General features: G+C 62.9%; 12 protein-coding genes. 6 read left to right on the top strand and 6 right to left on the bottom strand.

Annotated elements, in window-relative coordinates; translation table 11 throughout:
* Positions 1 to 3 precede the first annotated feature (3 nt).
* The 6 genes from J4G32_RS14775 to J4G32_RS14750 all read right to left on the bottom strand — a co-directional run bounded on the left by J4G32_RS14775 (position 4) and on the right by J4G32_RS14750 (position 7,053).
* Entirely contained in the window at positions 4 to 1,281 is a 1,278-nt protein-coding gene (locus tag J4G32_RS14775; protein ID WP_210496032.1) for an imelysin family protein, read from the bottom strand.
* 323 nt (positions 1,282 to 1,604) lie between these two features.
* Positions 1,605 to 2,798 carry an ABC transporter substrate-binding protein gene (locus tag J4G32_RS14770; protein WP_210496030.1) on the bottom strand — a complete coding sequence of 398 codons (1,194 nt, stop codon included), beginning with the start codon at positions 2,796 to 2,798 and terminating at the stop codon, positions 1,605 to 1,607.
* Entirely contained in the window at positions 2,795 to 3,922 is a 1,128-nt protein-coding gene (locus J4G32_RS14765; protein ID WP_210496029.1) for an N-acetylglucosamine-6-phosphate deacetylase, read from the bottom strand. Before J4G32_RS14765 ends, J4G32_RS14770 begins: the two co-directional genes overlap by 4 nt.
* A gap of 68 nt (positions 3,923 to 3,990) precedes the next feature.
* Positions 3,991 to 5,181 carry an extracellular solute-binding protein gene (locus J4G32_RS14760; protein WP_246505080.1) on the bottom strand — a complete coding sequence of 397 codons (1,191 nt, stop codon included), beginning with the start codon at positions 5,179 to 5,181 and terminating at the stop codon, positions 3,991 to 3,993.
* 32 nt (positions 5,182 to 5,213) lie between these two features.
* Positions 5,214 to 5,987 (bottom strand): glucosamine-6-phosphate deaminase, encoded by a 774-nt coding sequence (locus tag J4G32_RS14755; RefSeq protein ID WP_246505079.1) that lies wholly within the window; start codon positions 5,985 to 5,987, stop codon positions 5,214 to 5,216.
* A gap of 31 nt (positions 5,988 to 6,018) precedes the next feature.
* Complete coding sequence (locus tag J4G32_RS14750; RefSeq protein WP_343232658.1) at positions 6,019 to 7,053, bottom strand: LacI family DNA-binding transcriptional regulator; 1,035 nt, start codon at positions 7,051 to 7,053, stop codon at positions 6,019 to 6,021.
* A gap of 182 nt (positions 7,054 to 7,235) precedes the next feature.
* On the opposite strand from J4G32_RS14750, the gene J4G32_RS14745 reads away from it, so the two are divergent.
* Genes J4G32_RS14745 through J4G32_RS14720 form a run of 6 tightly spaced genes read left to right on the top strand, consistent with a single transcriptional unit; the run spans position 7,236 to position 13,033 of the window.
* Positions 7,236 to 8,015 (top strand): GntR family transcriptional regulator, encoded by a 780-nt coding sequence (locus J4G32_RS14745; protein ID WP_210496024.1) that lies wholly within the window; start codon positions 7,236 to 7,238, stop codon positions 8,013 to 8,015.
* 5 nt (positions 8,016 to 8,020) lie between these two features.
* Positions 8,021 to 9,529, top strand: coding sequence for an ABC transporter substrate-binding protein (locus J4G32_RS14740; RefSeq protein ID WP_210496023.1), 1,509 nt, complete (start codon positions 8,021 to 8,023; stop codon positions 9,527 to 9,529).
* A gap of 7 nt (positions 9,530 to 9,536) precedes the next feature.
* Positions 9,537 to 10,463 carry an ABC transporter permease gene (locus J4G32_RS14735; RefSeq protein ID WP_210496021.1) on the top strand — a complete coding sequence of 309 codons (927 nt, stop codon included), beginning with the start codon at positions 9,537 to 9,539 and terminating at the stop codon, positions 10,461 to 10,463.
* Positions 10,460 to 11,320, top strand: coding sequence for an ABC transporter permease (locus J4G32_RS14730; protein WP_210496018.1), 861 nt, complete (start codon positions 10,460 to 10,462; stop codon positions 11,318 to 11,320). Before J4G32_RS14735 ends, J4G32_RS14730 begins: the two co-directional genes overlap by 4 nt.
* 8 nt (positions 11,321 to 11,328) lie before the next feature.
* Entirely contained in the window at positions 11,329 to 12,120 is a 792-nt protein-coding gene (locus J4G32_RS14725; RefSeq protein ID WP_210496015.1) for an SDR family NAD(P)-dependent oxidoreductase, read from the top strand.
* Between the two features lie 10 nt (positions 12,121 to 12,130).
* Positions 12,131 to 13,033: a polysaccharide deacetylase family protein gene (locus J4G32_RS14720; RefSeq protein ID WP_210496012.1), complete on the top strand. Its 903-nt coding sequence runs from the start codon at positions 12,131 to 12,133 to the stop codon at positions 13,031 to 13,033.

Below are 13,033 nucleotides of genomic sequence, written 5' to 3'. Positions count from 1 at the left end.
GCCTCAGCGGGCCACGGTGCTGGGATGATCGAGACTATCCGACCCCTCGAGAGCGATGGACAGGCCGAGCTTCTTCACCAGGCCCTCGATGGCGCGCGCCTGAGCCACAAGGGCATCGACGCCAGCCTGCACCATCTTGTTGCCTTCGCTGTTGCCCTCCGCAATCATCTGGTCGTAGGCCTCGCGCCCTGAATCAGCCCGCTCTTTGATGGCGCCGAGCTTGTCCGTCGTGACCTGCATGGCGGCCTCCACCGCGGCAGCCTCTGTCGGCGCCTTGGCCCTGGCATAGGCGGCGAGACTGGGGCCCTCGACGATCTGTCCGTCCGGCCGTGTGTAGCGACCCTGATAGATCGCCACCATGCCGACCTGGTCGTTGAAGTGGGAATTGTGCGTGTTGTCGGAAAAGCAATCGTGCTCTTCTTCCGGATCGTGCAGGATCAAGCCGAGCTTCATGCGCTCGCCCGCGAGTTCCCCATAGGACAGGCTGCCGAGACCGGTCAGGATCGTCGACAGGCCCTGATTCACGCTCTTCTTCGCGAGGTCCTGGCGGGCGTTGCCTTTGATTGTCCATGCCTTCGCCATCTCGGCAAGATCGTCCACCAGCAGATCGGTGACGACCTTCAGATAGGCACGCCGACGTTCGCAATGTCCATGGGTGCAGGCCTGCACCGAATAGTCGGTGGCGGGCCGGGCGCCGGCACCCGCCTGTGTGCCGTTGAGGTCCTGACCCCAGAGCAGAAATTCAATCGCGTGATAGCCGATGGCGACGTTCGATTCGACGCCGCCCGCCTCCTGCAACGTGCCCGAGAGAAGTTTCTTGGTGATCGTCGTGGTGTCGATCTGTTTCCGACCGACCCTGACCTGCGTGTTGGCGATAATGTTGGCGCGATAAAGCGGATTCTCGTCCGAGGTCTCGCCATAGGTCTTGGTGTCGACGTAATCGATCAGTCCCTCGTCCAGCGGCCAGGCATTGACCCTGCCCTCCCATTCGTCAACGATCCTGTTGCCGAACCGGAAGCCTTCGGTTTGCTGGTAGGGCGCCCGAGCCTTGATCCAGGCGCTCTTCGCGGTCTTCTGCGTCCCCTCGGTCGGATCGGCCAGAAACGCATCGATGGCTTTGGCGAGGCTCTGTGCCGTCGCGTGCGCATCGCCGTACATGGCCTCCGCGATGGACCCGTAGGTCTCGACGACAGCCTTGGGCTGCGGCGCTTGAGCAAACGCTACCCCGCCCAGCGCCATCGTGGCCGCCAGGGCGATTCCAGCAGTCAGACGCAACCTCATTCCACGCTCCATCCGTTTGTCGGCGCGGGTCAATTCCTCACGCCAAAACAGGATGCGGAAGATTGCGCCGGACTCGATGGCACTGGCTATTCTGCTTCGCACGCAACTTCAACACAAATTCTTCTTTATGGAATTGTTCTAATCTGATGAAGTCGAATGCGTTGTCAGTTACGCTACAGTCACGGAATTTTCTTGTTTAGAAGAGATGTAGACTTCTGGGATGCGGATACGCTGGTCATCTCGGAAGATCGCCCTGGTGCCCGCTCAAACAAACGGCGGCCATCGTCTCCGACAGCCGCCGTCGATAGCAATGGTGCAGGCGATCAGCCCTTCTTGGAGCCGACCTCCTCGTCCCATCGCCGGAAAGCCTGAACCATCTTGCTTGGCGTCAGCGGCAGCTCGATGGGATTGCCGGAGATGAGTTCGGCGTATTCGGGCCGCCCAAACTGCCGGATGATGTCCTGGCTCTCTTTCGGCGCCATGGACAGAGGCACGTTCTTCACAGCCGGACCGGGATAGAGATAGCCCTCGTCATATGAGAAGGCCTGCTGCTCCGGCTTGAGAAGGAACGCCATGAGATCGAGCAGCACCGCAAGCTTGTCTTCTGACACGCCTTTCGGCACCGTCATGAAGAAGGCGTCGGAGACCCAGTGAAAACCCTTCAGCGTGGCGATCTGCGCGCTGGCCGGTACGATCCCGAGCGCCCGCGGATTGATGTCCCAGCCCGTGGTCGAGATGATCATATCCCGTGAACCTTCGCCGAACTCCTTCATGGTGGCGCCGGTACCGGCCGGGTAGTATTCGATGTAGGGGTTGAGCTCGCGCAGGTAACTCCAGGTCTTGTCCCATCCGTTGATCGGATCCATGGGATCCTTGTCGCCCAGGATGTAGGGCAGGCCCATCATGAACGTCCGGCCGGGCCCAGAATTGGCCGGCCTTGCATACATGAAGCGGTTCTTGTTGGCCTTTGCCCAGGCCAGCAGTTCCTCGGCGGTCTTGGGCACATCCTTGACGCGCTCAGGCGCATATTCGAGGAGCGGGCCGGACGGGTAATAATTGATCACCACGCCGAAGCCCTGGCCCTGCACCTTGTGCAGGTTGAGAGCGGCAGGCTCGTAGTTCTCGTCGAGGCCGGGGAACTTGTCATTATAGGCAGGCAGAAGCTTGATCCAAAGATTCTGCTCGAGGCCTGCGGCGAGGCCATCGCTTCCGGTCAGCACCATGTCGATATCGACGCGCCCCGCATCCTGCTGGGCCTTCACCTTCGAGGCGAGTTCCGGCGCGGGCGCCTTCACGTAGGTGATGCGCGAAACAAGCTCGGGCTTTGCCTTGCGATATTCCTCGAAGGCCTTCTGCATGAGCGCAAGCGCCCCACCCACGTCGATCACATTGAGGGCGACCGGCGCTTTGGGAAGCGGCAGGCTTTGCGCGCGTGCGCCCGTTGCCGCCACGACAGCGATGCTGGCGGCACCTCCGATCAGTGTCCGGCGATCAATCTTGCCTCGGTCATGACTCATGATTTTTCCTCTTCTGGTTCTGTTGATGGTTTGGTGAGACTAGGGAATGCGCGTCCGCTCAGGGTGTCACGACCGCTCCTTTCCGACGTCGTTAGCATCGACCGATCCGCAGAATAGCATTCATCCGCCAGCCGGACCTCGATGACATGCAGGTCCTCGGACCAGACGACCCGGCCACGGTCAGGGGCGTCGATTCCGTGTGCCCGAAGGGCGGGCTCCAGAAGTGCGAACGGATGATCAGACGCCATCGCGATGGCGTCTTCCGTGCTGGCGATTCCGCTCGTGACGATGTTGCGAACCGCACGATCCAGTGTCAGGGCGGAACCCGCAAGCGATCGACCGCCTGGAGCACGGACACTCCCGTCGCTGCCGTGCTCGATCGTCATTCCCGCAAAGCTGTAGCGGCCCGGAGCCGTTCCGGCGGCCGAGACCGCATCCGTGACAAGGATCGCGCGACTGATCCCTTTCGCCCGCACCATCGCCCGCAAGGCCGGTTGCGGCAGGTGGATCCCGTCTGCGATGAAGCTCGCCTGCAGGCCATCCGCGGCGAGCTGCGCAAAAATCGTGTTGTCGAGCTTCGGCAGGAACTGCGGGATGCCATTGCCCAGATGGGTCGACATTTGCGCGCCCGCTGTCGCCGCCATAGCGACAGTCTCGGCATCGGCGGCAGAATGACCGATGGCCACGATCTTTCCGGCCTGCCGCATGGCGCGGATGAACGTCTCGGCACCAGGGAGTTCCGGCGCGATCGTGACGAGAAGGATCGGCCGCGACAGACCTCTCTCGAGGTCGAAAACCAGGCCGGCATCAGGTGCGATCATGACAGCCGGGGGATGGCATCCCGCATAGCCTTCAGCGGGGTTGAGAAACGGCCCTTCGAGGTGATAGCCCGGCGACATCGCGCTCGCCCGCCGATTGTTGCGGATCGCCTCGTCGAGCGCCGCCAAGCGCAGCCGCAGATCCGCGACGGATGCGGTGATGATCGTTGGTAGGCAGGTGGTGACGCCGGTCGCGAACATGGCTGCGAACGCCCGCTCAAATGCCTCGCGATCGATCTGCGACGCGTTAAAATCGACGCCGCCGAAGCCGTTCACCTGAAGATCGACAAGTCCGTGGCTCTGCATGATGGTCCCAGTGTCGCGACGAGAGCGGCAAAGGCCGCCGCTCTCGTCTTCATCAGTCTCAACGAACCTTATTGACGGGCCTTCGAGCCGCCGATTTCCCGGTCCCACTTGTCGAACATGGCCACGAGGGGCTTGGCGTCGAGAGGCGGTTCAATCGGGTTGTCGGCGATCATGGCGGCATATTCCGGCCGCCCGAACTTCTTGATCGTGTCCTGACTTTCCTTCGGCGCCATCTCGATCGGCACGTTGTGAATGGCAGGGCCCGGATACATGTAGCCATGGTCGTACATGTAGGCCTGCTGCTCCGGCTTGAGCAGATAGCCGATCAGTTGCAGCAGCACGTCAACCTTTTCCTGCGGGACGCCTTTGGGAATCGCCATGTAATTGGCGTCCCCAACCCAATGGAAGCCCTTCAGGGTCGCCACCTTGAAGTCTTCAGGCACGATTCCGAGATAGCGCGGGTTGATATCCCAGCCTGTCGTCGTCGCGATGATGTCGCGCGATCCCTCGCCCAGTTCCTTCATCGTCGCGGTGGTGCCGCCCGGATAGTATTCGATGCAGGTGTCGAGTTCGTTGAGATACGACCAGGTCTTCTCCCAGCCATTGACCGGATCCAGCGGATCCTTGTCGCCCAGAAGATACGGCAGGCCCATCACAAACGTCCTGCCCGGGCCCGAATTGGACGGGCGCGCATACATGAAGCGTCCCGGATGGGCCTTGCACCAGGTCAGCAGCGACTCGGCGCTGTCCGGCAGGTCCTTCACGCGTGCGGGTGCATATTCCAGCAGCGGGCCGGACGGATACCAGTCGATCACGAAGGCCTGCCCGCGCCCCATCTTCTGCATCGCGTAGGCGCCCGGCATGTAGAGCTTTGACAGGTCCGCGAACCGATCCTGGAACTTCGGCAGGATTTCCAGCCAGACCCCCTGCTCCATCCCGCCCGCAAGCGCATCGTTGCCGGTCAGCACGAAGTCGATGTCGACGCGCCCCGCATCCTGCTGCGCCTTGAGCTTCGCCGCCAATTCAGGCGCTGTCGCCTTGGTGAAGACGAACCGGGAGACGAGGTCAGGATGATCCGTCTTGAACTTCTCGATGGCCGGCTGGCTGATCTGCAGATCGCCCGCCACATCGATGACGCTGATAGTCAGCGGCTGCTTCGGTTTTGCGGGAGCGGTCTGAGCGTGACTGCCGGTCGACAGGGCGGCGGTCACCGCGAAACCGGCGATCGCGCCGTAGCGGATTATCATAGATCGACGCATGGACCTTACTCCTCTGGCTTGTTGAAGGGGGGTTACTTCGATTGCCCCGAGAGACCGGCGCGAAACGCCGGCGACAAGGCGCTCGCAGATTGCGGATCGAGCAGGATGTGGCACGCAGGATGGCGCTGGACGATGGAGGCCGGACAGAGATTGCTCACCGGACCCTCCAGAGCCTCCCGGGTTGCTGCAGCCTTGCGTTCATCCGGCACGGAGAGGATCAGCAGCTTGCTCTTCATGATCTGGCGGATGCTCATCGAGATGGCGGTCTTCGGCACATCGTCGAAAGCCTTGAACCAGCCCTCGCCGAATTGCTGACGGCGGCACTTTTCGTCCAGCGACACCACGATGTAGGGCACCTCGGTGTCAAAATCCGCGGGCGGATCGTTAAAGGCCAGATGCCCGTTCTCGCCGATCCCCGCGAAGGTGACGTCGATGGGATGTGCGGCAATCAGCGAGGAGACCCGCTCGAGCTCGCCCTCGAGGGAGGGCGCGTCGCCGTTGACGAAATGGAACGCGCCCAGGCGTGGCAGCTGCTCGGTGAAGCGCTCCCGCAGGTAGCGGCGGAAACTGGCCGGATGGTCGTCTGCCATGCCGATATACTCGTCGAGGTGGAAGCCGGTGACCTTCGTCCAGTCGATGGTCTGGTCGGCCACCAGCGCCTCGAGAACCTCGAACTGGCTCGCGCCTGTGGCCACGACGATATTGGCTCGGCCCTTGGCCGCGATGGCGGCGCGGATGGCCTGCGCCCCGAGAGCCGCAGCGGCTTTGGCGAGCGCGTCTTTGGTCGGGAAAACTTGAACGTTCATCATGTCCTGCATTGTGTGAAAAAATCGGGTCTCACGAGAAGGTCGGCTGCTGGCTTCGCCTCTTGGCGGAGGCGCGCGGCTGCGTGGTGGTGGCGCGAACCACCAGTTCGGTCGGAATCAGAATGCGGTCCATTGGGGTGCTGCCGCCCTGGAGGATCGCGGTGAGGAGGTCGACCGCCTGTCCCCCGGCCTCCGCGCAATGCGCCGCGACAGTGGTGAGCGGCGGATAGGTGGTCGAGGCAAGCACGTCGTCGAACCCGATGACGCTCATCTCGTCGGGCACGCGCAGGCCTTGAGCCGCGAGCCCGGCCATGATGCCCTGCGCAACCAGATCGTCGAACGCGATTGTGGCGGTCACATCCGTTTGTGCGAGTTCGGTCGCGGCGGCCTGACCGCCCTGATAGGTGGGCCTGCTCGCCGCGATGGCGATCAGCGTCATGCCGAATTCACGCGCTGCGGCGATCGCCGCGCTCTGCCGCTCCTGATTGGCCCACGACGCCGGCGGGCCGCTCACATAGGCGATGTGCCGGTGGCCGAGATCGGCCAGATGCCGGACCGCCTGGGCAATGCCGGATGAGACATCCATGAGCACCCGCGCAAGGCCGTCGATATCCCGGTTGATGAGGACCAGGGGCCGGCGAGCCGCATGCGCGCGGATTCGGGACTCATCGAGACGCGGCGATGCCAGGATGAAACCGTCGACCTGCGGCGCAATCTTGGTCAGCAGAATGTCTTCGCGCTCCGGCCGTTCGTCCGAATCGCCGAGGAAGACCGCATAGCCTTCCGAGTCCGCCCTCGCCTGCGCGGCCCGGATGAGCGGCGGAAAGAAGGGGTTGGCGATATCCGGCACGACAAGCGCGATGTTGCCCGCCCGACCGGTGCTTAAAGCGCGGGCCACCTGGTTCGGAACGTACCCGAGCTGCGCCGCCGCGGCGCGCACGCGCTCCGTCGTATCAGCATGAAGAAGCTCAGGCCGGCTGAAGGTCCGCGAAACGGTGGCACGCGAGACGCCGGCGAGGGAAGCGACCTCGGTAATCGTCGGCGCTCGTTTCGGCGGAATGGTCACCGGTTTTCACCTCTTGGTGAGCTATGTAACCGGTTGCAGGGGACAGTTGTCAATCGGTCCTCACGCAACGACAGCGGACCCGAGAGAGTGCTGCGGGCCACGGGAGCCGCCTCAAGCGCGGACTCCTCCGGACGGGTTAACAAACAGCTTGTGAAATCTCACAAATTTGATCAGGATCGGGAATGCTTGACTTAACGTCGCCCTTTTTACCGCTTTCGACACTGCCGCAGCCCAAGCGGCAAACGGAGCTTGCGGTGGATCGCCTGCGGCAGGCGATTGTCGAATGCCACCTCCACCCGGGCTCCTACGTCAGCGAGGCGGAGGCCGCCAGCCGGTATGGTCTCGGCCGCGCGGCGGTGCGGGTGGCGCTCACCGCCTTATCGGTGGAAGGCTTCGTGGCCAGGCAGCCGCGCCAGGGCTGGCGGATCACAGCCGTCTCCGAGGCGTTGATCGCCGACGTCATCGCGGGCCGCCGCCGCCTTGAAACCGCCTTTGCCGCCCGCCGCCTAACGGCCCAGGAAATCGCACAGCTCGATCAGTTGACCGGAATGGTCGCGGTCCTCGCCGACAGGGCAGACCGGCAGTCGCTGGTTACCGCACGGGTCGCCAGCCGACAGGTCAAGGAAACGCTCGCCGCCGGACTCCCGCCGATCATCCGTCGATGGCTCCGCGAAACCTGGGATCATGCCGCGCGCATCGAGGCCCGCTTCGATCAGGGCGGGCTTCACCTCTCGCCGCCGGATCACGGTCCTCTCGTTATCGCACTCGCTTGCGGCAACGAGCCGGCCGCGGAAAGATGGGTTGCGGCTGATTGCGACCGATTTTGCCACCTGGCCGGCCTCGCCATGAAGGCGGTCGATCTCTCCCATGACGAACCACGCGCACGATCGGCACGCCGATGGCGCACCCGCTCCCAGCGTCCTCAAGGCCCCATCCATTCCCCCTCTGCCGTCAAGGAATAGACATCATGACTGATCGTTTTCGGTATGCCCGTCTTGTCGCTCTTGCGTTCACGCTTTCGGCTTCGGTAGCGCTTCCGGCGCACGCGTCGAAAGATCGCTTCGTCATCGATCTCGTCAACGAACCCTCGTCCCTCGACCCGCAAGTGCAGTGGAACCCGGACAGCTATTACGTCTACCGCAACATCTTCGACAATCTGCTGACTCGCGACGAAAAGGGCGAGATCGCCCCGCAGGTCGCCAAATCCTGGAAGTATCTGTCGGATACCCAAATCAGTTTCGATCTGCGTGACGACATCGTCTTTCACGACGGGCGCAAAATGACCGCCGACGACGTGGTGTTCAGCATCCAGCGGATCACCGATCCGAAATTCGGCAGCCCACAGCTCGGCCAGTTCGATCAGATCGTGAAGGCGGAAGCCACCTCGCCGACGACTGTCGTCCTGACCACCAAGAGCGCCTATCCGGCCCTGCTCGCGCAACTCGTCAAGCTCTCCATCGTCCCCAAGCACGTGGTGGATGCGGTGGGCAAGGATGCCTTCAACGTCAACCCGGTCGGCAGCGGACCGTATCAGTTCGACGGGTGGCAGCGCGGTGTACAGGTCACGCTGAAGCGTAATGACGCGTATTGGGGCACCAAGGGTCCGTTCCCGGTTGCCGTGTTCCGGGCCGTTCCCGATTCGGCGACCCGCCTCGCAAACCTGCAGGCCGGCGCCAGCGATCTCGGCGTCACGCTCGACAGCGATCAGGCCGGCCAGTTGAAGAATGCCGCCAAGGCCAAGGCTCTCACGGGTCTCACCGAGCGCGTGGCGTATCTGCGCCTCAACACCCTGAAGCCGCCGTTCGACAACGTGAAAGTGCGGCAGGCGGCAGCGCACGCCATCGACAAGGAAGGCATCGTCGACGGCATCCTCGGCGGATACGACAAGGCCGTGCCGGAAATGGCCACTCCTGCAATCTTCGGCTGGAGCGATGCCATCAAGGCCCCAGCCTTCGACCTCGACAAGGCCAAGGCCCTGGTGGCCGAAATGGGACCAGCCGGCAAAGCGGAGATCGAGCTTGCCACGGCACCCGTCTTCGATCAGCGCGTCGTGCAGGCCGTGCAGCAGATGCTCACCGATGCGGGACTGAACGTGAAGATCAACATGTCGGATATGGCGAGCTATCTGAAACGCGCCCAGGCAGGACCCGATGCCACCTCGCTCTTGAGCTACGGACGCTGGTCATGCGCCTGCCAGGACTCGGATGGCGTGTTGTTTCCCCTCCTGCACAACAGCAGCGCCTGGTCGGCCTATCGCAACCCGAAGGTCGATGGCCTTCTGGAGGAAGCGCGCCAGACCCTCGACGCGAAGAAGCGGCAGGACCTGTATCGTCAGGTGCATGAGATCGTGGCCGAGGAGGTGCCCCTGATTCCGCTTTATCAGAGCGCAGCAATCTACGGCGCCACGAAGAATCTGAAGTGGCAGCCGACAGCCAATGAAAGCATGTTTCTCAACCGCATGAGCTGGACGGACTGACCCGGCCGTGTGGCCCTTTCTCCTCCGCAGGGTCGGTCAGGCGCTGGTGACGATGTTCGGCGTAGCCACGCTGATCTTTTTTATCCAGCGCCTGACCGGCGACCCGACCTACCTCCTGGTGCCTGAGACTGCCACGCGCGAGGACATCGCAGCGCTTCGCCATAGCCTGGGGTTCGATCGCCCGCTTGTGGTGCAGTACCTCGAATTTCTGGCAAACCTCGTGCGCTTCGATCTCGGCCGCTCCATCGTGCAGAATGTGCCGGTCGTCACGATCATCGCCTCCCGCCTGCCCTATACGCTTGCGCTCGCGGCGGGCGCATTGGTGGTGGCCTGCGGATTGGGCATTCCGATCGGGATCCTGCTCGCGCAGTTTCGTGACCGCCCCATCGCGAAGGTTGCCACGGGGTTCGTTCTGGCCGCACAGAGCATGCCGACTTTCTGGAGCGGAATTCTGCTGATCCTCGTCTTCGCCATCGCGCTGGGATGGTTGCCGCCGTCATCGTCGGGCGATTTCTCTCATCTGATCCTGCCCTCGGTCACGCTGGGCTTGCTGAGCATGGCGACTTTCGCGCGCATTACACGAACCTCGCTCCTCGACGAGCTCAGCAAGGACTATGTCCGCACCGCAAGGGCCCGCGGTGTTCGCACGAGCAGACTCCTGTGGCGTCACGTGGCACGCAACGCGGCGATCCCGGTGATCACGGTTGCGGCGCTCGAAATTTCGAATCTCCTGGCCGGGGCCGTGATCGTCGAGACGGTCTTCGCATGGCCAGGTCTCGGGCAAGTGACCGTTCAGTCGATCCTGGCGCGCGATTTTCTGATCGTTCAGGGGGTCGTCCTGCTGGGCTCGTTCGTGACGGTCGCGCTCAACCTGCTGGCTGATATCCTCTACAGCGTCGTCGATCCGCGTATCAGGCTGGAGGTTGCGCGATGAGCGGCCTGGTTGCCCAACGCATCACATTCTCTCAAGCCCTCGTCAAGACGAGCCGGTGGTGGCCGGTGGCGCTCATTGCCATGTTCGTGGCCGCGGCCATCTTTGCACCGCTGATCGCACCCTACGATCCCAACGCCCAGAACCTGGTTGGCCGTCTCAAGCCGCCCGGAACAGTCTCGCGGACCTTCCACTATTGGCTCGGCAGCGACGAACTCGGTCGCGACGTCCTGAGCCGGATCATCTACGGCGCGCGCATCTCGCTGACCGTCGCCTTCGCGTCCGTCATACTGTCAGGCGCGGTGGGAGTCTGCCTCGGCATGATGGCCGGCTACCGCCGCGGCTGGGTCGAAATGGTCATCATGCGCGTGGTCGACGTCTTCCTGTCGATTCCGGCTATCCTGCTGGCGATCATCACCGTGGCGGTCCTCGGACCGAGCCTCTTGAACGTCATCCTGGTGCTCGTCCTCACACGCTGGCCCCGCTACGCCCGCGTCGCCTATGGCCAGACGCTCGCTGTCGCGAACATGCCCTATGTGCGTCTTTCCGCCTTCATGGGTGCGAGCGCAACACGCGTGCTGCTGCGTCATGTCCTGCCGAACATCATCGGGGCCATCACGGTGGTGGCGACGCTGGAATTCGGCCTGATGGTGCTGTTCGAGGCCGGCTTGTCCTTTCTCGGCCTTGGCGTCCAGCCGCCGACCGCGAGCTGGGGCGCGATCCTGAGCGTCGGCCGCAACTATCTGGCCAATGCGTGGTGGATTGCCACCCTGCCGGGAGCCTGCCTGTTTCTGCTGGTGCTGGCCATCAATCTTATCGGCGACTTCGTTCGCGACTATCTCGATCCACGAATCCATTGAGGCCGACCATGCAGTTCTTTGACGATCTTAAAGGCAAACGCGCGGTGATCACCGGTGCCAGCGGCGTGATCGGCGAATGGATCGTGGCCACCTTGGAAGAGGCTGGCTGCCATCTCTGTCTCACCGACATGGATCAGGCCGGGCTCGATCGGCTCGCCGCGTCGCACGCCCTCGGAGCGGAGGGTTTCACCCACACGGCCGATCTGACGCAAGAATCCTCGATTGTAGCGCTCGTCGACGCCGTCGGCGCGCGCTGGGGCGCGCCGGATATCCTCGTCAACAATGCGGGCATCTATCCCAGCGGATTCCTGCTCGATATTTCAACGGCGGATTTCGACCGCATCTTCTCGATCAACCTGCGCGCGCCCTTCATCACCACCCAGCGATTTGCGACGCAGATGGTGCGAAGGAGCCTGCCGGGCTCGATCATCAACATTTCATCGGGCGCCTCGCGCAAGATGCGAAGCACGGTTGTGCCCTATTGCACGTCCAAGACTGCCCTCGACCGGCTGACCAAAGGCTTCGCGATCGAGCTCGCGGAATATGGGATTCGTGTCAACACGCTGGAGCCTGGCTTCGCGGCCGGAAGCACGGTCAGCGATCTCACGCAGGATCATATCGCCAACACGGTGGCGGCGATTCCCCTCGGCCGTCCCTCGTCCAGACAGGATGTGGGAAATGCCCTGCTGTATCTCGCCAGCGACGCGTCGGATTACGTGACTGGCAGTACGTTGACGGTCGATGGCGGCAATTCCATCGGCTCGCTCGCGGTTCACCAAGCCAAGAAGAAAGCCCTGTGAGACCCGCCCAATGACGGATCCTGATCTCCACGCGTCGCCGTTTCCTCGCTATTCCTGGCCCGGCGGCAAGACAAGCGCCTTCTGCTTCACCGTCGACGTCGACGCGGAGTCTCCCTATCTCTGGGGTCGAAAAGATGCCGTGCCAGATGCGCTCATCGGGCAGATGGAGCAGCGCCTCTTTGGCCCGCGCACCGGAATCTGGCGCTTGCTCGATCTTCTCGACCGCCATGCCATGAAGGGGACGTTCTTCGTCCCCGGCCTCGTCGCGGAAAATCACCCCGCACTTCTGCCAGCCTTTGTGGCACGAGGCCACGAGGTCGGATTGCACGGTTACTTCCACGAGGTGGTGGCGGACATCCAGGATGACGAGTTTGTCAGGGCGCTCGACGAATCCTTTGCGATCTTCGCACGTCAGATCGGCGCAAAGCCGACAGGCTTCCGATCGCCAGCCTGGGAGATGACTCCCTTCATGTTGGCCGAACTCAAGCGGCGGGACCTGTATGACAGCTCGCTGATGGGTTTCGATCACCCCTACACGATTGATGGCGTGACGGAGATCCCCGTCCAATGGGCAATCGATGATGCGATTTACTTCAAGTTCGTCGGCAGCGGCGCAGACCGCTGGGCGCCCTCCTCTCAGACAGGCGTCCTCGACTCGTGGCTCGACGAATGGGACGTCCTCAAGCGGGAACGCGGTCTGTTCATGCTGACCGTTCACGATTGGATTTCCGGCAGAGCGGGTCGCATCCGCATGCTGGAGCGATTGCTGGAGAGCATCGCGAACGACCCTGCGGTCTGGATTGCGACCGTCGGCGAGGTCGCGCGCCATCATCGCAGCCTCGGGGACGGCTTTTCCGTCACGTCGCGTGTCCCGGACGCGATCGGCGCGCGCCGGTTCAAGGGAGCCCAGTAA

The organism is Microvirga antarctica (assembly GCF_017921815.1).
Lineage (GTDB): Bacteria > Pseudomonadota > Alphaproteobacteria > Rhizobiales > Beijerinckiaceae > Microvirga > Microvirga antarctica.
This window is presented reverse-complemented; position numbering and strand designations above follow the sequence as displayed.